At 29.6% G+C, this 24,233-nt stretch carries 22 protein-coding genes; 14 read left to right on the forward strand and 8 right to left on the reverse strand.

The window, feature by feature from the left end; all coding sequences use genetic code 11:
- Positions 1-7 precede the first annotated feature (7 nt).
- From pheS to trxB, 3 genes are all read left to right on the forward strand, one after another.
- Positions 8-1,555 carry a phenylalanine--tRNA ligase subunit alpha gene (pheS, locus tag bcCo53_RS02570; RefSeq protein WP_025408133.1) on the forward strand — a complete coding sequence of 516 codons (1,548 nt, stop codon included), beginning with the start codon at positions 8-10 and terminating at the stop codon, positions 1,553-1,555.
- A complete protein-coding gene (pheT, locus tag bcCo53_RS02575) occupies positions 1,548-3,242 on the forward strand; it encodes a phenylalanine--tRNA ligase subunit beta (protein ID WP_025408134.1) in 1,695 nt (564 codons plus the stop codon). The genes pheS and pheT overlap by 8 nt, the downstream gene beginning before the upstream one ends.
- A 95-nt stretch (positions 3,243-3,337) precedes the next feature.
- Positions 3,338-4,315 (forward strand): thioredoxin-disulfide reductase, encoded by a 978-nt coding sequence (gene trxB / locus bcCo53_RS02580; RefSeq protein ID WP_028328326.1) that lies wholly within the window; start codon positions 3,338-3,340, stop codon positions 4,313-4,315.
- Between the two features lie 35 nt (positions 4,316-4,350).
- Here the strand turns inward: trxB and rlmB are convergent, their stop codons facing one another.
- From rlmB to bcCo53_RS02600, 4 genes are read right to left on the reverse strand one after another with little or no spacing between them, the layout of a single operon-like run.
- Positions 4,351-5,085, reverse strand: coding sequence for a 23S rRNA (guanosine(2251)-2'-O)-methyltransferase RlmB (gene rlmB, locus bcCo53_RS02585; protein ID WP_025408135.1), 735 nt, complete (start codon positions 5,083-5,085; stop codon positions 4,351-4,353).
- A 6-nt stretch (positions 5,086-5,091) separates the two neighbouring features.
- Entirely contained in the window at positions 5,092-6,195 is a 1,104-nt protein-coding gene (gene dnaJ, locus bcCo53_RS02590) for a molecular chaperone DnaJ (protein WP_025408136.1), read from the reverse strand.
- Entirely contained in the window at positions 6,195-8,093 is a 1,899-nt protein-coding gene (dnaK, locus tag bcCo53_RS02595) for a molecular chaperone DnaK (RefSeq protein ID WP_025408137.1), read from the reverse strand. The genes dnaJ and dnaK overlap by 1 nt, the downstream gene beginning before the upstream one ends.
- A 31-nt stretch (positions 8,094-8,124) precedes the next feature.
- The gene (locus bcCo53_RS02600) at positions 8,125-8,637 is read right to left on the reverse strand and encodes a nucleotide exchange factor GrpE (protein WP_241766562.1); all 513 of its coding nucleotides are present in this window, start codon (positions 8,635-8,637) and stop codon (positions 8,125-8,127) included.
- A gap of 506 nt (positions 8,638-9,143) precedes the next feature.
- Here bcCo53_RS02600 and bcCo53_RS08880 point away from each other — a divergent pair.
- The 5 genes from bcCo53_RS08880 to bcCo53_RS02620 all read left to right on the forward strand — a co-directional run bounded on the left by bcCo53_RS08880 (position 9,144) and on the right by bcCo53_RS02620 (position 12,608).
- Positions 9,144-9,332, forward strand: coding sequence for a thioredoxin domain-containing protein (locus bcCo53_RS08880; RefSeq protein ID WP_051428650.1), 189 nt, complete (start codon positions 9,144-9,146; stop codon positions 9,330-9,332).
- A gap of 146 nt (positions 9,333-9,478) precedes the next feature.
- A complete protein-coding gene (nadE, locus tag bcCo53_RS02605; protein ID WP_025408139.1) occupies positions 9,479-11,020 on the forward strand; it encodes an NAD(+) synthase in 1,542 nt (513 codons plus the stop codon).
- A 2-nt stretch (positions 11,021-11,022) separates the two neighbouring features.
- Complete coding sequence (locus tag bcCo53_RS02610) at positions 11,023-11,178, forward strand: hypothetical protein (protein WP_241766541.1); 156 nt, start codon at positions 11,023-11,025, stop codon at positions 11,176-11,178.
- Positions 11,179-11,253: 75 nt separating this feature from the next.
- The gene (locus tag bcCo53_RS02615; RefSeq protein WP_241766542.1) at positions 11,254-11,841 is read left to right on the forward strand and encodes a hypothetical protein; all 588 of its coding nucleotides are present in this window, start codon (positions 11,254-11,256) and stop codon (positions 11,839-11,841) included.
- A gap of 104 nt (positions 11,842-11,945) precedes the next feature.
- Positions 11,946-12,608 carry a PP2C family protein-serine/threonine phosphatase gene (locus bcCo53_RS02620; protein WP_245580763.1) on the forward strand — a complete coding sequence of 221 codons (663 nt, stop codon included), beginning with the start codon at positions 11,946-11,948 and terminating at the stop codon, positions 12,606-12,608.
- Between the two features lie 116 nt (positions 12,609-12,724).
- On the opposite strand, the gene bcCo53_RS02625 is transcribed toward bcCo53_RS02620, so the two are convergent.
- Positions 12,725-13,153, reverse strand: a complete 429-nt coding sequence (locus bcCo53_RS02625) for a hypothetical protein (protein ID WP_028328325.1) — start codon at positions 13,151-13,153, stop codon at positions 12,725-12,727.
- A gap of 108 nt (positions 13,154-13,261) precedes the next feature.
- Between bcCo53_RS02625 and bcCo53_RS02630 the strand changes: the two genes are divergently transcribed.
- Complete coding sequence (locus bcCo53_RS02630) at positions 13,262-15,082, forward strand: hypothetical protein (RefSeq protein ID WP_028328324.1); 1,821 nt, start codon at positions 13,262-13,264, stop codon at positions 15,080-15,082.
- Positions 15,072-15,860 (forward strand): type III pantothenate kinase, encoded by a 789-nt coding sequence (locus bcCo53_RS02635; RefSeq protein WP_025408141.1) that lies wholly within the window; start codon positions 15,072-15,074, stop codon positions 15,858-15,860. The genes bcCo53_RS02630 and bcCo53_RS02635 overlap by 11 nt, the downstream gene beginning before the upstream one ends.
- Positions 15,861-15,991: 131 nt before the next feature.
- On the opposite strand, the gene bcCo53_RS02640 is transcribed toward bcCo53_RS02635, so the two are convergent.
- The 3 genes from bcCo53_RS02640 to bcCo53_RS02650 are packed head-to-tail and all read right to left on the reverse strand — an operon-like array spanning position 15,992 to position 18,685.
- Positions 15,992-16,798: a TIGR02757 family protein gene (locus tag bcCo53_RS02640; protein ID WP_025408142.1), complete on the reverse strand. Its 807-nt coding sequence runs from the start codon at positions 16,796-16,798 to the stop codon at positions 15,992-15,994.
- Complete coding sequence (locus bcCo53_RS02645) at positions 16,785-17,396, reverse strand: glucosaminidase domain-containing protein (RefSeq protein WP_025408143.1); 612 nt, start codon at positions 17,394-17,396, stop codon at positions 16,785-16,787. Before bcCo53_RS02645 ends, bcCo53_RS02640 begins: the two co-directional genes overlap by 14 nt.
- 2 nt (positions 17,397-17,398) lie before the next feature.
- Positions 17,399-18,685 carry a hypothetical protein gene (locus tag bcCo53_RS02650; protein ID WP_028328323.1) on the reverse strand — a complete coding sequence of 429 codons (1,287 nt, stop codon included), beginning with the start codon at positions 18,683-18,685 and terminating at the stop codon, positions 17,399-17,401.
- A 404-nt stretch (positions 18,686-19,089) separates the two neighbouring features.
- Here bcCo53_RS02650 and bcCo53_RS02655 point away from each other — a divergent pair, with 404 nt between their 5' ends.
- Genes bcCo53_RS02655 through bcCo53_RS02670 form a run of 4 tightly spaced genes read left to right on the forward strand, consistent with a single transcriptional unit; the run spans position 19,090 to position 24,221 of the window.
- Positions 19,090-19,848 carry an MBL fold metallo-hydrolase gene (locus bcCo53_RS02655; protein ID WP_025408144.1) on the forward strand — a complete coding sequence of 253 codons (759 nt, stop codon included), beginning with the start codon at positions 19,090-19,092 and terminating at the stop codon, positions 19,846-19,848.
- A gap of 19 nt (positions 19,849-19,867) precedes the next feature.
- A complete protein-coding gene (xth, locus tag bcCo53_RS02660) occupies positions 19,868-20,629 on the forward strand; it encodes an exodeoxyribonuclease III (RefSeq protein WP_025408145.1) in 762 nt (253 codons plus the stop codon).
- A gap of 23 nt (positions 20,630-20,652) precedes the next feature.
- Positions 20,653-21,402: a hypothetical protein gene (locus bcCo53_RS02665; RefSeq protein WP_025408146.1), complete on the forward strand. Its 750-nt coding sequence runs from the start codon at positions 20,653-20,655 to the stop codon at positions 21,400-21,402.
- Positions 21,399-24,221 carry a M16 family metallopeptidase gene (locus tag bcCo53_RS02670; protein ID WP_025408147.1) on the forward strand — a complete coding sequence of 941 codons (2,823 nt, stop codon included), beginning with the start codon at positions 21,399-21,401 and terminating at the stop codon, positions 24,219-24,221. Before bcCo53_RS02665 ends, bcCo53_RS02670 begins: the two co-directional genes overlap by 4 nt.
- The last annotated feature ends 12 nt before the right edge of the window (positions 24,222-24,233 follow it).

Below are 24,233 nucleotides of genomic sequence, written 5' to 3' on the forward strand. Positions count from 1 at the left end.
TGATTTTGTGGAGAATAGATTTGAGGTAGTAAAGACATTACACCCTCTTGAGATAAAAGTAATTTTAAATTATAAAGAGGGAGATAAAATTTATGCCTTAAGACTTGCTGAAGACTTACTTTATAATGAAGGGCAATCAAATAAAACAATTGAATGGCTTGTTTCTAAGGGTATTTTGAGAGAAACTTTTAGAAAGTTTAATGTGTTTTATCGTATAACTGAAAAAGGTATTGATGCTTTAAATAATGGTTTAATTGAAGAGAGAATAATCAATCTTGTGTCTAAGAAAACAGTTTTAATGCCCAATCTGGCGTTAGAGTTAGAAACTGATCCTAGAGATGTTGGTAGGGCATTTGGTAATTTATCTAAAGAGGGAGTTTTATCTTTAGGATTGGGCAAGAAAGTTATTGTTAAAGATTTAAAGCGTGCTAGTTACAAAGTCGTTAAAGACTTACTTCTAAAAGCTCAATCCCACGATCTTTTAGAAGATGATTTATCCCAAAATGAATTATTACTTATTTCTAATTATTCTAGGAAAAAAGGTGCTAGTGATGTGTTATTTAAAATAATAGAAAAATTGGACTTAAGATTTGAATTTTCCAAGTTTGGGTTAGAAGTAAAATCTAAACTTAAAGCTAATAATCTAACAGGTGATGAGATTGTAAAGTTGACCCCTGAGATTTTAAGAAGTAAAGCTTATGAAGGTAAGAATTTTAGGGCTTATAATATTAATGTTCCATCGCATAAAACTTTCATTGGACGTGCTAATCCTTATTCAGAATATATTGTTAAAGTTAAGGATAAGCTTGTAAGTTTGGGTTTTGAAGAATTTGATGGTCCTTTAGTTGAAAGTGAATTTTTCAATAATGACGCTCTTTTTATGCCTCAATTTCATCCTGCACGTGATGTACGAGATGTTTATTATATCAAAAATCCAAGTTCATTGTCATTTTTACCCGAGCCTTATTTTTCTAATGTTAAGGCTGTTCATGAAAATGGTTATACTACAGGTTCAAGAGGCTGGAGGTATGATTTTAACGAAAATATTTCAAAAAGATTGGTACTTAGAACTCAAGGTACGGTGCTTTCAGCAAGGCAATTAATTGATGCGAAAAACCCTGGTAAATATTTTGGCATTGTTAGATGTTTTCGATATGATCAAGTTGATGCTACTCATGGAGCTGATTTTTATCAAACAGAAGGAATTGTTATTGGAGATGCTAATATTAAAACTTTATTGGGTCTTCTTGAAATTTTTGCTAAAGAATTGGCAGGTGCTACTGAAGTGAAATATGTTCCTGCCTATTTTCCATTTACAGAACCTTCAATAGAAGTTCATGTGAAACATCCTGTGCTTGGTTGGTTTGAGTTAGGAGGAAGTGGCATTTTTAGGCCAGAGGTTACAAAACCTTTTGGAATTGATGTGCCCGTTATTGCTTGGGGTATTGGCATTGATAGAATGGCTTTGATGCATTTAGGTTTAAGTGATTTAAGAGAGCTTTTTACTCATGATATTGGTGCTGTTGTATTGAGGCGAGGAAAAATAAATGCCTAAGGTAGAATTTTATAAGAGTCTTTTATTAGAAAAGATAGGTAAAAATTTGACGAAAGATGAGCTTGTGTCCGTTCTTGAAATGGCCAAGGCTGAAATTTGTGAGTTTGATACGGTTTACGATAAGATCAAAATTGAATTTAATGATACAAATAGACCCGATTTGTGGTCTTATACGGGACTTGTGCGTCAAATTAGGACGTATCTTTTTGGTCATTTACCTTCGTTTAAGTTTTTTTCAATGCCTGATAATTTGCAAAAGTTTTATGGTGAAATTTTAGTTAGCCCTGAAGTATTTAGTATTAGGCCTTTTATTTTTGGATTTTTGGCAAAAGGAATGATTTGCAATGAGCGAATGCTTGAAACTTTAGTTCAGTTGCAGGAGAAGCTTTGTCATAATTATGGGCAAAGGCGTAAAAGGGTAGCAATGGGAATGTATTCATCCGCTTTGATTGAGTTTCCAATAAGTTATGTTGCATGTGATTCTGATTATCGATTTATTCCTTTAGGTATGGATACTGAAATGTCTATTGAAGAGATCAATAAGTATCATCCTAAAGGAATAGAATATGCCTCGATTCTTGCAAGTTTTAATAAATATCCTTTATTGTTGGATTTTAAGGATAATGTTCTCTCTTATCCTCCGGTAATCAATTCTAATGATATTGGAGCTTTAAGAGTAGGCGATGCCGATTTATTTATTGAGGTTACGGGAATTAATTTAGAGGCTACTTTGTTATCTTTATCAGTTGTTGCTTGTGATTTGCATGATATGGGGTTTGAAATTTTACCAGTCAAGACCGTTTTTCCTAAGGAGACTTTATTTGGAAAGGAAATAGTTTGTCCTTATTATTTTCAAGATACTTTAGAGGTTGATATTGAGAGTGTTAATAGAATACTTGGTAGCGATTTGACGGCAAATGATATGTGTGTTGAGTTAAAAAAATTAGGGATATCATCTTACATGAAGGATTTAAGCAAATTTTACATTATTCCTCCTGTTTATAGGAACGATTTTCTTCATGAAGTGGATGTTATTGAAGAAATAATGATAGGCAGAGGATTAGATAGTTTTAAGCCAGAACTTCCCAAAGATTTTACTCTGGGAAAACTGACTCAGATAGAAGAGTTTTCAAGAAAGATTAAAAATTTAATGGTTGGGATGGGATTTCAGGAGATGATTTATAATTATTTAGGTTCCAGTACGGATTTTATTGAGAAAATGAATATTGAGGGTGATGAGCTCTTAATTATTGCTAATCCAATTACAGAGGGTTATGAGTATGTTAGAGGCTCAATAGTACCTGATTTGCTTAAATCTGAGAGCGTTAGTTCAAATTTTTCTTATCCCCATAAAATTTTTGAGATTGGCAAAGTGGCTTTAAAGGATTTAAATAGTGTTGATGGCACTATTACTTATGATAATTTGGCTTTTCTGATGGCTGATAAGGAATTTTCATTTAATGAAATTAATTCTTTAGTTGCATCTCTTTTTTATTATTTAAATATTGAATTTAAGTTAATGGAATCAAATAGAACTCTTTATATAGATGGTAGAAGTGCTGATATTATAGTCAATGGCACTGTCTTAGGTAGCTTTGGTGAGGTATCACCTTACATATTGAGCAACTTTGGCATTATGGTTCCATGTTGCGTTTTAGAGATTAATCTTAATAAGCTTTTACATTAATACAAATATTTTTGATTGATATAACATTTGGATTAAGTTATGTTTGTATATTTTATATAGTGTATTTAGTGTAGCATGATAGTGAAGGAATATTTATGTTAAAGTTTGAGACACTGGTTATAAAAACGGGTAATAAAAAGATTTTAAGGACTGAGATGGATTCCCTTGAGGATGTGATCATTGTTGGTTCAGGTCCTGCTGGGCTTACAGCTGGAATTTATACCGTTATGAGTGGGTATAAGACAGTTATTTTAGAAGGACCTGAGCCTGGAGGGCAGCTTACAACTACTACAGAAGTGTATAATTATCCGGGATTTAAAAATGGTATAGATGGACGAGAATTGATGTCAAATATGAAAGAGCAGGTTATCAATTTGGGTGCTACTACTTATCTTGAGACTGTAAGCTCTATAGAAAAGAGGGGTGATATTTTTTATCTCTTTACTGGTAATTATATTTATAAGAGCAAAGCTGTGATTATTGCATCAGGCTCAGCACCTAAAAAATTAGATACTCTTAAAAATTCAGATTTGTTTTGGAATAAAGGTATTTCTGTGTGTGCAATTTGTGATGGACATCTTTTTAAGGGTAAAACTGTTTTAGTAATTGGTGGGGGTAATACAGCAATCTCAGAAGCTATTTATTTAAGTAAGTTATCAGCAAAGGTGTATGTTATTGTGAGAAAGGATTATTTGAAAGCTATTGATATGTTAAGACGGGATATTGAAAAGTTATCTAATGTTGAGATCTTATATAATTGTGATGTTATAGAGGTTAATGGAGATAATGTTGTATCTAGCGTTATAATTATGAACAATAAAGATAATTCTACTTTTAAGTTAAGTGTAGATGGGATATTTGTAGCTATTGGTTATAAGCCAAATACAGAGTTTTTAAAAGGGTTTTTAGAATTAGATGGAGATGGGTATATTTCTACTACAGATCTTGTTAAGACTAGTGTTGAAGGGGTATTTTCGTGTGGTGATGTTAGTAATAAACTTTATGCACAGGCTATCACAGCTGCTGCTGAAGGATTTTTAGCTTCTGTTGAGCTGAGAAATTTTTTGGGGTAATTAGTTTTTAGTTTATTGTTTTTACAAACAATGTGCTAAAGCAAATTAAGTTGTCTTTTGATTTCAAATATTAAGATTCCTGTTGAAACCGATACATTTAATGAGTCTATTTTGCCTTTAGTTGGAATTTTGACTAAGAAGTCAGAATTGTCTTTTATTAATTTGTGTATTCCTTTTCCCTCGTTTCCCATAATAAGTGCGATTTTGTTATCCTGTATTTGCAACGTGTTTATTGATTTTCCTTTGATGTCGCTAGCATATATCCAAAATCCATTTTTTTTTAAGTATTTTATTACATTATTTATATTTGGAACTGTCAATTTATTGACATATTGACTTGCTCCAGAGCTCGTGCGTAAGATAGTTATGTTATCTTTTGCACTTCGTCTCTGGCTAGTAATTACAAGATCAATGTTGAACTGTTCTGATGTTCTAAGAATTGCGCCAAAATTTTGCGGATCTTCTATTCCATCAAGTATTAAGATAAATACATGATTTTTATATTGGAATTCTTCTAAGAATTCTTTTAAGTTTTTGTCTTGTTTGTTTGTGTTATTAGATTTAGAAATTTTTAATTTTAATGCAAAACCCCTATGATTGTTGTTGCCAATTATTTTAGCAAGATCATCCACCTTGGTTATTTGAATATTATATTCTTTGGCGAGTTTTTCAATGTTTGTACTTTTTGGACTTGCCTTTGCAATGTATAATTCAAATCCTTTTTTATTTTTTATGCTTTCAATTATTGAATTGGCGTGTGTAATATACATATTTAACTAAACCTTGTTTAAGGTGACTTCATCAATATCATTAATTTCCTTGCTTAAATCTTCCAATAAACGAATGGCATGGTAACTTAAATTTTTAGGAATTTTGGTTTTGATAATTAAAATGAGATTTCCAAATTTTTCTGTGTGTAGTATTGGCATACCTTCGTTCTTGATGATAATTTGTTCGTCATTTTCTATACCCTTTGGAATTTTTATTGCAATCTTTTTTTCTGCTATTGTTTTTATTTTTATCTCTTTTCCAAGTGCTGCTTGAGTGAAGCTTATTGGGAGAGTTGCGTATAGGTCTTTTCCATTTCGTTTGAAAATTTTATGTGGTTTTATTGATACTCTTATATAGAGATCACCGTATTGTTGGTTGTCGGGGTTGACGCTACCTTTGCCTCTAATTTTTATTTGCTGAGAGTCATCAATGCCTGCTGGGATTTTTAGTTCGGTCGTTTCTTTATATTTTAGACTTCCAGTGCCTTTGCATGATCTGCAAGGATTTGATATTATTTTTCCATTTCCATAGCATTTTGGACATGTAGTTGTTACTCTAAAAAAACCTCCTCCTTGTATTACTCGACCACCCCCATTGCACATGTTGCATATTGAAGGACTGGTTCCTTTTTCAGATCTTTTTCCAAAACAAGATTCACATAGTATATTTCTTGTAATATTAATGTTATTTTTATAACCTAAATAAGCTTCTTCAAGTGATATTTCTATTTGGTATGTTATATCTTGACCTTTTTCATGATGTTGACTTCTGTCTTGTCCTCGTTTTCCAGTAAAAAATGAATCAAAGATATCTCCAAAATCTTCAAAAATGTCTGAGAACCCACTAAATCCGCTAGAAAATCCACTAAATCCTGAGGTTCCTCCGCCTTCAAAAGCTGTGTGCCCAAATCGATCGTATTGAGCACGCTTGTTGTCATCTCCTAAGACCTCATAAGCTTCTGTTGCTTCTTTGAAGATAGATTCAGCATTTTTGTTATCTTTATTTTTGTCAGGATGATATTTGATAGCTATTTTTCTATATGCTTTTTTTATTTCCTCTTTTGAGGCTCCTTTTGAGAGCCCCAAAACCTCATAGTAATCTCTTTTCACTATTTCTTATCCTCATCAACAACTTCGTAATCAGCTTCTTTGCTTTCATTACCTGGATTGTTTTGAGCATTGCCTTGAGATGATGAACTGGCTTGAGAGTCTTTATACAGCATTTCGGATATTTTATAAGAAGCTTGTTGAAGTTCTTCTGTTTTGGATTTAATTGAAGACACATCTGCCCCTTCTAGTGCATTTTTAAGTTCCTTTATTTTATTTTCAATGTTTTCCTTATCTTCATTTGTTATTTTATCTCCATGTTCTTTTAGAGATTTTTCTGTTTGGTATATTAAGGAATTAGCTATGTTTTTTGCTTCTATATTTTCTTTTAGTTTTTTATCTTCCTCAGCATGAGCTTCAGCGTCTTTCACCATTCTTTCAATTTCTTCTTCAGATAGTCCTGATGATGATTCAATTCGAATTTTTTGTTCTTTTCCAGTTCCCATATCTTTAGCAGAGACGTGAACTATTCCATTAGCATCAATATCAAAGCTCACTTCTATTTGTGGAACTCCTCTTGGTGCTGCTGGTATTCCATCAAGAATGAAATTACCCAGTACTCTATTTTGTGATGCCATTTCGCGTTCACCTTGTAAGACTTTAATGTCTACAGAAGTTTGGTTATCTGCTGCTGTTGAGAATACTTGACTCTTTTTGGTAGGAATTGTGGTGTTTCTTTCAATTAGTTTTGTCATAACTCCACCAAGTGTTTCAATACCTAGGGAGAGAGGTGTAACATCAAGGAGTACCATGTCTTTAGTTTCTCCTGTCAAGATTCCACCTTGAATTGCGGCTCCTATTGCAACAGCTTCATCAGGGTTTACACCCTTATTTGGTTCTTGTCCAAATATTTCTTTTACAATTTTTTGAATTGCTGGTATTCTTGTGGAGCCTCCAACAAGTATTACTTCGTTGATATCAGAATCTTTAAGTCCAGCGTCTTTAATAGCTTTGAGGCATGGTTCTTTTGTTTTTTGCACTAGATGATCTACCATTTGTTCAAATTTTGCCCTTGTGAGAGTGTACTGTAGATGCTTAGGTCCATTTGCATCGGCTGTGATGAATGGAAGATTAATTGATGCTTCTTGAGCACCTGATAGTTCTATCTTTGCTTTTTCTGCTGCTTCTTTAAGTCTTTGGAGTGCCATTTTATCGTTTGATAAATCAATAGCATTATCTTTTTTAAATTCAGTGATTAAGTATTTGATGATTTCATCATCAAAATTATCCCCTCCAAGATGGGTGTCTCCATTTGTTGATTTAACTTCAAAAACACCATCTCCAAGTTCGAGTATTGAGATATCGAATGTTCCACCACCTAAATCGTAAACAGCAACTATTTCTTCATTTTTTTTCTCAATTCCATAAGCAAGAGCTGCAGCTGTTGGTTCGTTAACAATTCTTTTAACGTCAAGACCTGCAATCTTTCCAGCATCTTTTGTTGCTTGTCTTTGTGCGTCATTGAAATATGCTGGAACAGTAATTACGGCTTCGGTAACCCTTTCTCCTAAATAGGCCTCAGCTGTTTCTTTCATTTTGGTAAGAGTTGCAGCTGATATTTCAGGTGGTGACATTTGTTTTTTTATATTGGAAATGTTTACACGAGCATCTCCGTTTTGTCCTTTCTCTACTTTATAAGGAACCATTTTAATTTCACTTGCAACTTCCTCAAATCTTCTACCCATGAATCTTTTAATTGAATATATGGTGTTCTCAGGATTTGTAACCATTTGGTTTTTTGCTACTTGTCCTACAAGTCGTTCACCCTTGTTTGTATAAGCTACAATTGACGGGGTAGTTCTGCCTCCTTCTGAGTTTTGTATTACAACAGGTTTTCCATGTTCCATTATGGCTACACATGAATTTGTTGTTCCCAGATCAATTCCTATTATCTTTCCCATATAAAGCCTCCTTTATTTTTGATTGCTAATATTAATTTTTACTTTGTGCAACTTTAACTTTTGCAGTTCTTAATACTCGATTATTGTAGCAGTATCCTTTTTGGTATACTTCTACGATTTCAGGGGTCTTAACCCCTTTTTTTTCTTCTATGCTTATTGCCTCATGTTGACTTGGATCAAAGTCTTCTCCCGGCTTGCCAAACTTTTTTAGATTATATTTTTTATCAAAACTTGAGAGTATTTCATTTTCAATTATGCTGATTCCTGATAATAAGGTGTCAAAGTCTTTTGATTGTTTTGATGAATCTATTGCTCTTTCTAAATTGTCTAGAAAATTAATTATGTCTTTCATTATGTTTTCATTTGCAAATTTAACAAAATTTTCTTTATCTTTTTCAAGTCTTTTTCTAAAGTTTTCAAATTCTGCTTGTTTTCTTAGATATAAATCTTTTAGATTTGAGATTTCATTTTCTAGTTCAGCAACTTTTTTTTCCATGTTGGGACTGTCTTGATTTGGTAGTGTATCATGTCTTTGTTCTTTAATTTTTTCAGGTTCCTCACATTTTTCCTTTTCTTCCACGTTAGCCTCCTCTTATAAAGCATTTTATCTTTTAAAAAAATATTTTACAAATTTTTTCTTTAAGGTATTTTTTTTGAATTTGATTCATTTTAATTATTTTTAAAAGATTATATTTTGACTATTGATAAATAATAGTATAATATTGACACATATTTCAAACTTGATAAATTCTTATGTGTATTTTTTTGTCAAAATAAAAAAAATGCATGTTTTCTTCTTTAATTATTTTCTTTAGAGATTTGCCTAAGTGTGTTTAAGGGGTTTTGATGTTTGTGTATGGTTTTAGAGTAAGTTTTGCATCAGGTCTTGAGATTTCTTTTTAGACTACCTTTTCAATGTATTGCTTATAGTTATGTGGCAAGTAACTGTAAGTTATACAGAGCAATATCGTGATTTAGAATTGCTTTACAGGATATATAAGCGTAGAGGAGAGGGTTTTAATATTAGGATTTCTTTGTAATCAGTTTGGCTTGCAGGAGGAGACTGGGACAAATAATGATATATTAAAGTTTTGTCATACAGCTTATGATATTTCATTTCTTATTTTTGCTAGAGTTAATGTCAATGGTGAGTATGCTCACCCTCTATATAAGTATCTAAAAAGATATTCCCCAGAGAAGTTTAAGGGAGATATTGATTGGAAGTTTACTAAATTTTAATATTTAATAGACGGATCAGGTAGGGTGTTAAGTAGGTATTAGACCTAAGATGGTTCCAATGTACATTAAGTATGAGATTGAGAAATTGTTAAGTGTGGCTTAGTGTTTTCTTGTAATTTTTTATGTTATTGCTTATTATTTATTTTGTGAAAATATGTATAGTACAGATGAAATGTAAGCTTTTTAATTTTAAACATATTTTGGGCGAGTTTGAGAAAAATTGTGAGTATGCTCTTCGAAATAAAGTTGATATTTTAGTTTTTCCTTTTGTTTTTGTTGGGGGTGTTGAATACGAAAATTTGTTTCATAGACCAGAATATTTGCAAAAAATTCTTGATTGCCTTGATTTTATAAAAGATCAAGTTGATGATAGACTTTGTGTTGTATTTGGGCATTATGGTTTTTATGAGGGTAAATTATTAGATTGCATATCTGTTGTAAGTGATCATCGATTTGTCTTGACAACTAGATCAATCAACGTGCCAGTTTTATTTGATTATAAGGGTCAAAGTATTGCTGTCTTAAATTTGAACGATGATCTTTTATTTCAGGGACTTGAGGAAAAATTTGATGAGTTTTGCAATAAAGTCGATTATCTTTTAGTGCCATCAAAGTCTTATTTTACTGGTGATAAGAATAATTTAAGGCTTGAATTTTTTAAAGAAGTGACTTTAACGCATAATGTGCAAGTTGCTTATGCCAATTTATGTGGTGTTTGTGATTCAACTGTATTTGATGGTCTGAGCTTTTTTATTAATAAGTATGGACAGATAAAACAGGCCAAGGGATTTGAAGAGGATATTTTATGTAATGAAGGATTTCATGATTTAGAATTTGACTCTGAATCTAGGATTTTTGATAGACTTATTGGGGCATTGGTGAGTGGTTTAAGAGAGTATGTTGATCTTTCTGGGTTTGATAAAGTTCATTTAGGTGTTTCTGGAGGAATTGATTCTGCGCTTGTTGCGTATATTGCATGTATTGCTTTAGGGGCTCATAGGGTTGTTGGTATTTCTATGCCTAGTAGGTTTTCATCAAAAGAATCTGTTTTTGATGCAAGGGAACTTGCTAAGCAATTGGGATTTAAGTTAATTGATATGCCCATTGAAACATTCTTTCAATTTGCTTTGAAATTTTTTGATGGGTATTTTAACACAAAGGGAGTTACTGAAGAGAATCTTCAAGCCAGACTTAGGGGACTTTGTTTAATGTCTTATAGTAATGCAAATAAGTCTTTGCTTTTAAATACAGGCAATAAAAGTGAAATTGCTGTTGGTTATTGTACTCTTTATGGTGATTCTTGTGGTGGAATTGCTTTGATTGGCGATTTATTTAAACGAGATATTTATAATCTTGCAAAATATATTAACTTAAAAGAAGGTAGAGCAGTTATCCCTGTTAATATTCTTACAAAAGAGCCTTCTGCTGAGTTGAGACCTGATCAAAAAGACAGTGATTTTCTGCCTAGGTATGAAGTTCTGGATGAGATATTAAGTCAATATTTGTTTGAAAATGAACCTTTGGAGTTACTTTATGAATATTTTGGAAGAGAAGTGGTCATGAAGGTACTAAATCTCTATTCTAGTAGTGAGTATAAAAGAAGACAAGGAGCTATGGTAGTTAAAGTTTCTAGAAAAGCTTTTGGTAATGATATTTTACTTCCCTATTGCAAAAGTTGTGTTAACTGAGGATGAATAGTAATAATGTTGTTGGCATATTAGATGAATTGAGTTTAAAATTAGAGGAAGTTTTTTTACTTATCAATAATACTCTTTCTTATGAGCTTTACAAAGAAATTCCTATATATTTTTATGATGATATTACAAGTTGTTTTGAATTAACTTGAGAGATTGCTAGTAAGTTTCAAAGAGAGTTCGAAGGTTCTAAAGACTTAACTTTAGGCAAATTTCTAATTAAAAGTATGAAATGTGATTTGATTTCTTATTTATATTTATCTTTGGAATTAATAGACAATTCTATGCATTGTAGTGATCTTAAAGATTCTAGTATTGTCTTTTTTAAGGCACTTGCTTGTAAGATCTCATCTATAATATCTTATGTAGAGATTGGGCTTGAAAATGTTGATCTCTCTTCTGTTTGTAAGCTTAAACAAGATTTAAATAAAGATAGACATAAGATATTGATTTTTTCATGTGATAGTGTTTATAGTAAAAAACTTACAGATCATTTGATTTTAAGAGATTATATTGTTGTATCTGCAGATACTGTTAGCTTATTTAATATATTGTTCTGTAATAATTTTTATAATTTAATTATTCTTGATTTAAGTTCGGATAACGATCTACAGTTGATTTTAAATTTACTTAAAAGTATTAAAAATAATAGTATTTATGAGCTTGTTCCTGTTATTGTTATTTCTAATATCAATAAGAGAGAGATTATTCAAACTTTTATTGAAGAGCAAGTTGATGATTATTTTTTAAGAAATTTAGATTTATTATTACTAGATATTAAAATAAGTGATTTTCTTGAAAAAAAAAGGTTGTAGGACAGGGACAAAAATATTTAGATCTTGTACTTCGTTCTAAAGAGTATTTTGAAAGGGAGTTAATTGAAGCTGGGAATTACATTGAAAATTTATTGCCCAAGAAGATGGAGAACGAATTTTTTAAATCTAATTGGATTTTTATCCCATCAAAAAGGTTTGGGGGCGATTTTTTTAGTTATCATTTTGTTAATGATGATAATCTAATAATCTATTTAATAGATGTTGCAGGGCATGGAGTAACTTCTGCACTTTTATCTCTTAGTGTTTCAAATGTTATTAATTCTTATGTTATTTGTAATAATAATATAAGTCCTTCTGAAGTGTTAAGATATGTTAATAGTTATTTTTTTAAGTTTAAAAGAGATCTGTTTATTACATTGTGGTATGTTGTCTTAAATGTAAAGACAAGACGTTTAAAGTTTGCAACAGCAGGGGCACCACCTGCTGTTGTTTTAAGTTCTCAAGGGAATATTTATCTTAAAACAAGAGGATCGGTTCTTGGGATTGAAGAGATATATTCTTGTGAGGAGAATGAATGTTTATTGAGTAAGTTTTCACATCTTCTACTCTTTAGTGATGGTGTGTATGAAATTGAAAATAAGCAAAATATAATAATGTCTATTGATGATTTTTATAATATTTTGAAAGAAAGTTCATGTGATTTAGATGATTTCGTTTTAGTGCGTCTTTATGAAAAGATGTTAAATTTGTCAAGATATAATGTGTTTAGAGATGATTTTTCTATTTTGGAATTTATTCTTAATTAATATTAATGGTTAGGCTATACATGTTTTGTAACTTTTGAATTTAACAGTTAAATTTTTTGTAGGTTAAAAGATGGGCTTGAAATATTCTTTTTAGTTATTTGGGGAGTGAGAATTATTTATTTTCTTTTTTCTTTAAATTTTTTTAGATGTCTTTTTTCTTGTGTGATGTTTTGTGTGTTAATAGATTTTAATAATTTATTTAGTGTCCAAGCTGAAAATTTGATATAAAGTTTTTTAATGGGATTTCTTGTATTTTTAAGCAGCACTTTTAGAGATTCTATATTCATTATAGTTATTATTTCTTTTAAATTTCTTGACAAGTTGTTAAAGATTTTAGAACCTACTTTGTGTCCTTCCATGATGAAGTTTTGAAGTATTATTTGATCTTTTTTTTGTAATCTTCTCATGTATAATTTCAGTATTTTTTCTTGTGAATTCATGATTTCTGCATTTATTTTTTCTTGTTTTTTTGATTCCATAATAGGTTTTTTAGGAAGAGACTTATATGGATTTGTTCCTGGGATGTAATTTTTTGGAATCTTCATTTATTTTTTTCACTCCTATTTGTGTTCATTTTATTAATTTTATTAAGTTTTTTGCTTTTATACAACCGATGTTGATATTTTAATTCTTTATTATTAATATTGAAAGATATGAAAAAATATTTCAGTTTAAGTTTTTTTTACTTATTAATTGGTATTCTGTTTTTATTTTTGATTGTTTTTATTCAGTTTAGAGATTTAAGTGTAAATGTCCTTTTATTAAAGGATTTAAAATTATTAGTTAACAATAAGGTTGAAGATAGTCAATATGTTTTAGATAGTCTTATCCTTAGTATAAGAGGCATTAAGATAAATTTATCTAAACTCAAACCTCTTATTATCCCTTCGAATGGACTACATCTTTATCCCATTTCTTATAAAGTTCAGGGCAATGAAGTGCATGTTTATTTTGAAAATAATATTTTCTTGTTATTTTCATTTGATTCAAATAATAATTTTAATGTTAGTTCGAATCTTTCTAAAAAACTGCTGATGAATTATGAAGTTGAGAGTGATTATAAAGTTTTGTTTGATGAAAATATTGTTATTAAGGGTGTGGGTGGTCGTTTTGAGGTCGTTTTAGGAAACCATAGTCAGATGAATGAGAGAGAAATTTTAGTTAGTCCCCAAGAAGTTTTCCAGATTGGAAGTTTGATTGAAGAACCTAAAATTTCAGATGAATTGATTTCTCATGAATCCTATAAAGATCTATCTGAGGATATTTCTTTAAATATAGATTCTCAGGTTGTGTATTCATTAATTAAGAAGATAGATAAAAAGACTTTTAACTCAGAATTGGCTAAATTTAGAGATAAAGCCTATGATGCATGGAGTAGCAAGTCAAGCTTTAGTGTTGAGAAGGGTGGATGGCTTAGAGATAATGTATATTTTTTTTATGAAGATATTTTTATTTATCTTTTAGCAGAGTCTTTGACAAGGCCTAATTATGAGGCCACTTTGTCAAAGCTTAAATCTTTAATAAAGCTTAATGAAGATCGTTTAACATATTTAAGTGCAAGTTATTATGTTGATGCAGACAAACTCGATAAGTTTTTTAAGTATTTATCTGTAAATCAAACTTTTATTAGTTCGCTTGAGTCAGATAAACTTTTAAGATATTTAAAAGAAGATGCATACCTTTTGGAGAAAATTTTTTTATCTGAAAATGCTTCTATTTTAAATGGTGCATTAGAAATTTTAAGGAAACCAGAGTTAATATTGACTTCTGGATTTAATTTAACCCAAGCTTATAATGTGCTTTCTAATTATATCATATTCTTGCAATTTGATAACGATAATTTTGTACTTGGGAATCTGAAAGAAGAGTTAACTAAATTTGTATCTACTTTATTTTCTGTAACTAGTAATGGAGAAGCGTATGTTCTTAGTAATAAGAGTGACTTATCTGGTGATTATGAATATACACTTAAGATTGCTGGCTTGCTTAAAAGACTTGCTTCTCGATTAGGTGATGATTTAATTTTGGAATTTGCTTTTAATGCTATTTATTATTCTTTACTTAGGGCTGAGATCGCAAAGATTCCTTATGAAAACTATTATGCTGATATTGTTGATAATGATTATATTCCAAAATTTAGTTTGTTACCAAAACTTGGAATTGGACATTGGATGTATGCTGCTTCCAAAATTGTAAGTTCTAATGTTTCTAATTCTTTTTATTCTATTGATTTTAATCTTAATTTCAATTTTCCTGGGTATTTCTTTTTTAAAGGTGTTTCAAATCCTACCTTGGTGAAGTTTAGGAATATTGATTGGTTTACAGATCCTCAATTTTACATCTATTCTGATGGATGGAGATATTATTCTGATAGTAAGATGTTGGTTTTAAAAATCACACCTAAGAAACCTGATGATACAAATATTCTCTTAAGATTTGATGGTGTAAAGGTACTTAGGAATGTTGGTGAGTAAACTTGTTAGTGAAGTTCAGTTAATTATTGATATCGGGAACACAAGTCTATCTTTTGCATTGTATAGGTTGGATAAAATTCAGGTATTTTGCAAGCTTAGGACAAGACATGATTTGAGTTTTAAAGAACTTTATGAGTTTCTTAAAGCTAAATTTGACTACAAGGTTGAACAGGTGTTTATAAGTAGTGTTGTTCCCGTTATTGATGAAGTAATTGTGAATGTGATTGCTTTCTTTTACAAGGTCAAGCCTTTGTTTATTAGATTTGATTTAAGTTATAACTTAAGTTTTAATCTTTATAATAGTGATCGATTTGTATTAGGGTCAGATGTTTTTGCAAATCTTGTTGGCGCTATTGAGTATTATAATATTGATAATGCTTTAGTAGCGGATCTTGGAACAGCTTGTACCATTTTTGCGATTGGCAGGAAAGAAGGTATACTTGGTGGCCTTATTAATGGGGGACCTTTCACAATTTTGAATTCGTTGGTTCAGAATGCCTATCTTTTAAAGGATTTTGATCTTTTAGTACCAAAAAAATTGCTAGGTTTATCAACTATTGATAGTGTAAATAGTGGTGTGATTTATCAGTATAAGTATTTAATAGAAGGCGTGTATCGTGAACTTATAGGTAATTATGATAAGGAATTTAAATTGGTAATTACAGGTGGAAATTCTTATTTGGTTTTACCTTTAATAAGTGTGGATTTTGTATCTAATATTCACTTGACTCTTGAAGGCATTAGGATTTTAGGAAATGCTTTTAAAGGAGATTATTAGTATTTTGTATATTTTTTTATTGATAAAGGTTTTTATGACGTTATTTTATATACTGTGAGATAAGTTTAAGTTTTTTAAAAATATATTTGAACAGATTTGAGAATTTTTTTGTGTATTTGAATGTTTAGTATTTAAAGTGTGAAAATGTTTGTAAATAATTCTGCTTTATTAAATTTTTTGTTTATTCCAAACCGTGTTAAAGAAAAATCATATTTTACAGGATCATCTTTATTCTTTTTTGCAAAATGTTTTGTGACTTCTATTGCTCTTTTAAGACTTACATTGTTTTTGTTTTGGAGGTTAAATAGTTTGGATGAGATACCTTTCATATGAGTATCCATTGGAACTATTAAATTTGATGGGCTGAATTTATCCCAAATTCCTAAGTCAACCTCATCTTTTCTGATCATCCATCTTAAGAATAGAAATAGTCTCTTGCATGCGCTTCCCTTTGAAGGTTTTGGAAGTAGTATGCCAAATGATTGTCCATTGATATTTTCCATTTGTGTTATTAATTCGTCTAGACTCGATATGAAGTTTTTATTTCTTTTGTAAATTTTATAGAGTAAGTTCTCAATTGTTAAGTATTTTTCTTGTATTTTCTTAAAAGACATTAATAGTTTTACAATATCTTTTGTTTTGAAAAATCTATAGGTAAAGTCTTTGTATATTGTATCTAAGTCTTCCTTTTTAAGCATTTTAAGCATTTCTGAAGGCTTGCTTCCAAGTGGGGCTAAAACACGTTCAATTGCGGTTAATATTATCTCAACTCTTCCTAGTGCAAGTGAAGAGCTAATAAGTCCTACAAGTTCAATGTCTTCTTTTTCTATGTATTTGTATAAAAATTCTAGTGGATCTGGATGAACAAATTTGCGTTTATTGTATTTATTGTATATCGATTCTAATATATTTAATATAGTATCCTTATTGTTTTGCATTGTCAAATTCTAATAATCCAAGTAATATTTTCTTTAGCTTTTTATCATAGAACTGATCTTTTGCCCATTTGCCAGTTAGATCATATATTGTTGGAGCAGATCCTCTTTGCACGAGGTAAAATCTGGGATCGACCATATTGGAGTTTATTTTTTGTCTTGAAGCATAAGCTTTCAAATGTTGAATATGTGCTCTTATTCCTTCTTTAATGTTAGAGAAGGAATTTCCCTTTGTAAAATTGTCAGTAGCACCAATGCCTGAGAAATTATGTTGTTCTTTAGAGACAATACCATTAAATTTTAGAATACCCGTTTCAAGTAGCATTTGAGCATAGGCAATGTCGTAATTTATTCCTTCAATTATTGCTTCATCTATATAGGTTTGTGCAATTGTTTTAACATATTCAGCTTCAAGGTAGGGATTCATTTTTAATGTATATTTTACAAGATCTTCTACTTGACTTATTCCTTTACTTAGTAAAAAGGGAATATATTTTTCTGTTTGTATCTCAGTGTTTATTTCGATTATTTCTTCAATGCAGTAACTCTTTACTGTCAGTAATATTAAAAATATTGTTAACAGTATAAATTTTTTTTGCATTTTTAAGGTCCTTTGTTTTCAATAAATTTATTGATTTCGTTGATTATCAAATCAAATCTTGGTAACATTGATTCCTTGTCGTTAAAGAGATTAAAGCTTGTTAAATATCTTCTACTGAATATGAAATCAGAAATTTCACCAATGTTGTTCATATTTGTTACTTTTATAGAAGATGAGTCTGTGTTCTTTTTTTGCCATTCATTTTCATCTTGTTTTATTAATAGTTGCAATGTTTTTATTTTGAAGCTTTGAGGTTTTCCACCGATGTTTATGTATTTTTTTATTTGTTTATTTTGGCTAATGATTTCATTTGCAATATTTGTTTGATTACCCATTGTAATTAGAATTAATTGATCTAGATCTGTTCTTAGGTCTAAGAATTTTAATTTTTGAGTTGATTTAATGAATTCAATAACATTTTGAATTTCTGCAATATCAGAAGTTTTGTCTTTTCTGTCGCTGAAAATTTTGATAGGTTCTATTAGATACTTAATAATTGTGTTTGCAATATAAGTTAATAATCCTATATTTTTATTTTTAATGAAATTATGAGTATTTATATGTTTGTATTGTGGAGTGTATAGATACACAATATTTCCTTTTTTAACTAATCTGTTCACAAATGATTTAAACATTGAATCATGAGAATAAAATGGCAGTATAATTAATATACTATCATATATTTTTTGGTTGTTGCTAATTGGCGCATCTTTATATACATTTGCATATTTGGGCAGATAATTCATTTCATTTATGAAGAATGGATTAAAATCGTAATAAAAAAAAGGATTTTGATGTTTAAATCCTAAGGTGAAACTGATTGGATACCAGACTGATAAATTTAAATTATTTTTGTGATCTTTGATTTTTGTAAACCCTACTTTGTAGTTAGGATTTATATCTTTTGGATAATTTGTAAAGAAGCTAAGATATGAAAATATCGTTGCAATTAGTACTATTATTATTGATGGTAGTACGATCATTATTTTAAATGGTATAGTAAAAATAATTCTTTTAAGTTTATTATCTTTACTTTTCTTTTGCCTTCTAAGAATTATTGTTTTTAATGTTTTGATGGTAGTTGTTATTAAAAAGAATAAAAATATTGCACCGGTATATAACATTAATGGTCGGGGTTCTATGAGATATAGAGTAATTATAAAAAAGATTCCTGGAAAGACTATGAAATAATCTTCATAAGAAAATTCTCTTTTAAAATTGAAGAAATTTATTACTAAAAATATACTAAAACTTAGTAAAAATATTGTTTCATAAGCTTGTTCATGCATAAAAAATAACTTTTCCTTAAATAATTATAAGCATAAAAATGCTATTTACAAAATAGTTTATTGATTTGTAAAGTTGATTATAATGATATACTATAAGTGATAGTGTGTAATTGATAATTCAATAAAGTTGGTATTTATTTTTATTTTAAGTATTAGTTATAACTTTTTAAGTTTTTGTTTGAAAATCTAAAAATAGAGTTATAATTAATTATAATTGATATGGTTTATGATTTCTTTTTCTGAATGGATTGTGGTATGATATTTTGGATTTGAACTAAATTCATTTGAGTTTATAGCTCTTTAGTTTACTTCTTTATTATTTAATATCTTATTTATTTTTATTCTTTTATCGTTTAGTTTTATTATGGTATAATTGGATTCTCCTTAAGAGGCGATGGTAATAGATGTTGGGAATCTTTTTAGGAACTGGTTCATCAAGTGGTGTTCCTATGTTGGGTTGTGATTGTAGAGTATGCATTTTAAACTTTGGAAAGAATAAAAGACTTAGAAGTGCATTTTTACTTAATGTATATGGGCTTAATGTATTAATTGATACAGGGCCTGATATCAGAGCACAGCTTTTGAGGGAAAATGTTGTTACATTAGATTTGGTATTATATACGCATGAGCATTATGATCATATAATGGGTCTTGATGATCTTAAATTTTATACAAGGGCTGCTCCTTTATCTATTTATGCACGAGAGACTACAATGCAACATATTAAAAATGCTTTTCCACATAACTTTTCATCAAAGTTATCTGTAAGCGGGAAGGCAAATATTAAGCCTAGTTTAGTAGTTGATTTACAACAAATTTTTTTTAGAGGAATAGAAATTATGCCAATTCCTTTATTACATGGAGATATAATTAGTTTAGGATATAGAATAAATAATCTAGCATATCTTACTGATGTTAAGTCTATTCCTGAGATTTCTTACAATTATTTGAAGGGATTGGATGTATTAGTAATAGATGCCTTAAGAATTAAACCTCATCCTGGGCATCTAAATTTTGAAGATGCTATTATTGAGGTTAAGAAAATAAATCCTAAGATTACATACTTTACACATATTTCACATGATATAATGCATGAAGAATTTGATTATTTAAAGAGAGATAATATTTATTTGGCTTATGATGGCCTGCAGATACATGTTTAACTTAAATTGGTAGAGATTTATGAATTTAATTTCCTGGAATGTTAATGGAATAAGAGCTATTTTTGATAAAGGTTTGCTTGAATTTATTGAGAAATATAGTCCGGATATCTTATCCCTTCAGGAAACTAAGGCTTACCAAGAACAGTTACCAAAAGGTCTGATTAATATTAAAGGATATTATTCGTATTTTTCAAAATCCATAATAAAGGGTTATAGTGGAGTTGGTCTTTATTCAAAGGTTGAACCTATTAAATTAGAGAATATGAATATTGAAATATTTGATAGGGAGGGGAGATGCCTTATTGTTCATTATAATGATTTTATTCTCATTAATGCGTATTTTCCTAATTCTCAAGCTTTAAGAAAAAGACTTGCCTATAAGCTTGAATTTTTAAAGAGTTTTGAGTCTATTGTGAATTCATTTGTAACTTCTGGTAAAAATCTTATCATTTGTGGTGATTTTAATATTGCTCATACTGAAATTGATTTAGCTAATCCTAAGACTAGCAGAGAATCTGCTGGTTTTTATATTGAAGAGACTACTTGGATGGATAACTTTTTAAATGAAGGTTATGTGGATACTTTTAGGATGTTTAATAAGGAGCCGGGGCACTATACTTGGTGGGATTATAAAACAAGAGCAAGAGAGCGTAATATAGGTTGGAGAATTGATTATTTTGTTGTAAATGAACGTTTTAAATCTAGTGTGAAAAATGCTTTAATTTTAAAAGAGGTAATGGGCAGTGATCATTGTCCTGTTTTTTTAGAGTTAAAGCAATAAATTATTATGTGTGAGAGATGTATATGATCAGGTATTTTGTAACTATTCTGATTTTTTTTATTCATAGTTTTGTTTTTGGAATTAATTTAGAGAGTATTAATTTTTATCGCAGTCTTGAGAAAAAAGAGTTATTATTTATGCTCCACTTATTGGAGCGAGAAAGGTATTTAACCCAAAATGATGAACTTTTGACATATATCGATTTGATCAAGGAGGTTTTAATTGAGAAACATGTTCAAGTTTTAAATGGTAGTGATGGATCGGGTGATATACAACATGGTAATAGTCCACAACGTCCAAAGAATTATAATGGAGCAAAGTTTGTCTTAAAGGCCTCGCAAGCTTTAAATATTTTTGTTTATTTTGATGTTAATGATGGGTTCTTAAAGACTTTAGATGGGCGCAATGTAGGTATTCAAGATGGTAATTTTGTAATTTTAGAGTCACTATCTTTTAAAGGTTATGATAATGTGTCACGTGAGCATTCTACTATCGAAGTTTATGAGGCGAGTGTTTTAAATCCTGATTTTAGCAAGTTTATTTTAGATAAATTGCAAAAACCTTTTATTTATATTGAAGAATTGAATAAGAGAGTTTACCTTGATGATATCTCAAAGTTATCTAAAGGAGAACTTTTATTCGTATTTTATGAATTGTTTCCCATTGCTAGGTTAAAGGGCATAAAGGATTGGTATGATTTTGGATTTTCATCTATTCTTAGAGAAATTAAAAAAATTTATAACATGAAAATTAATTCAAGGAAAATAAAGTGAAATATAAATGTGTTGATAATATTGTTGTATTAAAGTTTGTTTTTTTATCTTTAGTCTTTCTTTTTTTATCTTGTTCATCTTCTAAGTTAAAAGTTGATAAAAATTTGGTAAGTGGTCATCTTGAAAATGGACTTAAATATTATATTTATGGTAATCAAATTCCAAGTAAAGCTGTTCATATGGGAATTTTGTTTAATGTTGGATCTTTAAACGAAGATGAAAATGAGAGAGGTTTAGCACATTATCTCGAACATATGGCTTTTAAGGGTACTAAGGATTATCCTGGTAGTGAGAGTATTATAGAAGTTTTTAAAAAATTTGGGATAAAATTTGGAGCTGATATTAATGCTTATACTAGTTTTGATCAAACTTATTATCATCTTGATTTGACGGATGGTGGTAATGAATCAGAGATTGATGAAGCCTTGAATGTCTTAAGGAACTGGGCTTTTCAAATTGAATTTGACGAAGTAGAAATAAATAAAGAGCGTAATGTTATTCTTGAAGAGAAAAAGCGTAGAGAGAATTATGCTGGTAGATTAAATGAAAAAATGTTTGGGGTTCTTTTTAAAAATAGTAAATATGCAGTTAGATTTCCTATTGGACTTGAAGAAAGAATTATGTCCTTTAAGTCAGAAGACTTTAAAAAATTTTACAAGAAATGGTATAGACCGGATCTGATTAGCATCATTATTGTGGGAGATATTGCTCCTGATGAAGTTGAGAAAAAAGTAAGAGAACGGTTTTCGTCTTTAGAGAAACCGGTAACTGGGCCTGAAAAGGTCAAAATAAATTTAGATACCACCATTGATGAAAAATTTGTAAGTATAGAAGATATTGAGACACCATTGCCTAGTATGAATTTTGTTGTTAAAAAGAAGCTTGAGACTGTATTTGGCACTGTTGATGATATTAAAAGATTAGTTGAGCAAACCTTATTAGATGAGCTTTTTGTAAATAGATTTTATGAGTTAAAGACCGCTGGGACAAATGATTTTATATCATTTAATAAATTTGATGCACAATTTAAATCAGATGATAGTTATGTTTTGATGAATGAGATTTCTTTCAAGATTAATCCAGAACATTTCAGAGAAACTATTGAAGGTTTTTTTTATGAAATTGAGAGAATAAAGAGATTTGGTTTTACAAAGGGGGAAATCGATAAAGTCAAGTCTAAGATTATAAGTTCTGCTAAGATAGGTAAGGATAATATTGGTAAGCGATCTTCATCTAGTATTGTAGATAATTTAGTAGATGTTGTATCTAAGGGTGCTTGGATGTTCGATATGAATGAGTATTTTGATATTATTCTTGATCATATAAATAAAATTAGTTTAAACAAAATATCAGAGCTTTCCAAAAAAGAAGCATCCATAGATGATATGTCTGTTATTTATCTTTATTCTGAAAAGTCTCATCCGAATTTAACTTTTGAAAAGATGATAGAATTACGTGATCTTGCTTTAAAGAGAGAAATGAAACCTTATGAAGGTGTATTAATTCAAGATGAGTTTTTTAAAGAGTCTTTGGAAAGTAAAGCTATTATTGATGAGAAAGAATTATTTAATGGAATTTCATGCTTTATGTTAGAGAATGGGGTTGAAGTTTACTTTAAGCATAATGAACATAAGCAAAATTTAGTCAGTTTTAGTGCATCTTCTTGGGGTGGTTTGTTAAGTGAGAATGCTGAACTTATACCCGTTTTATCTTTGGCACCAAGAATAATTTCTAATTCAGGGTATGGAGCTTATTCTAAGCTTCAAGTTGAAAAATATTTGTCAGACAAGGTTGTAAGTTTAATCCCAACAGTTGGAGATCAAATGTCCAGTATTAATGGTAGTTCTGAGACTAAGGATCTTGAAACTCTTTTTAAGCTTATATATTTTACATTCAATGATCCAAAAGTAGATGATGTTGTTTTACAAAATATTATTGATGATGTAAAAGCAGGAATTAAGAGTAGAGAAAATAATGCTAAACATCTTTTTTATAGTGCTATTGATCGATTTTGTAATAATGATGATTATCGTTTAAGAGAAATCGAAGAATCTGATTTGAAAAATATTTCAAAAGATGTTCTTTTGGATTTTTATAAAAAGAGATTTACTTATGCAGATAACTTCAAATTTGTATTTGTAGGAGATGTTGATTTAGAGACTATAAAAAATCTTTCAAGTAAGTATTTAGGTAATTTAAAGTCCAAAAGATTAGATGAGTTTAGAGATTTGGATTATTCTTATAGCAAGAGTACAGATAGAGTAGTTATAAGAAAAGGGGAAGCTTCAAGTAGTACTGTGTCTATTTTGTATCCTTTTAAGTTTAGTTATACACCTGAGGATGTTTTGAATTATGAGGCTTTAGCATCATTATTGACTGACGATCTTATTAAAACTGTTAGAAGAGAGATGTCTAGTGTTTATTCAATAGGAGCATCTTTTGATTCTTTATTTAGAAAATATTCTAATTCAGATGGTTTGATGAATATTTATTTTACTGTTGAACCTAAGGTGTTAGATGATGTATTGAAGGCTGTTAATAAATATATTCTAGAAAAGCAAAAGTCAGATTTTCTAGATAAAGATTTTGATTATGTTAAGAAGAATATTATTAAAAATAATAATATTCTTGCGGAATCTAATGGGTATTGGCTTTCAAATATATTATATTCGGTGCTTTGGTATGGGGACTTAAGAGATACTTTCAGTGATAAATTTATTGAAGCTAGTTTAAGTAAGGATGTAATAAATAGATTGTCTAAGAAAATTGATTTTAAACATGGGGTAGAGATTGTATTAATCCCAGAAAAGGGTAATTAATTTGTAATTCTG

The organism is Borrelia coriaceae, from assembly GCF_023035295.1.
GTDB classification, from domain to species: Bacteria; Spirochaetota; Spirochaetia; order Borreliales; family Borreliaceae; genus Borrelia; species Borrelia coriaceae.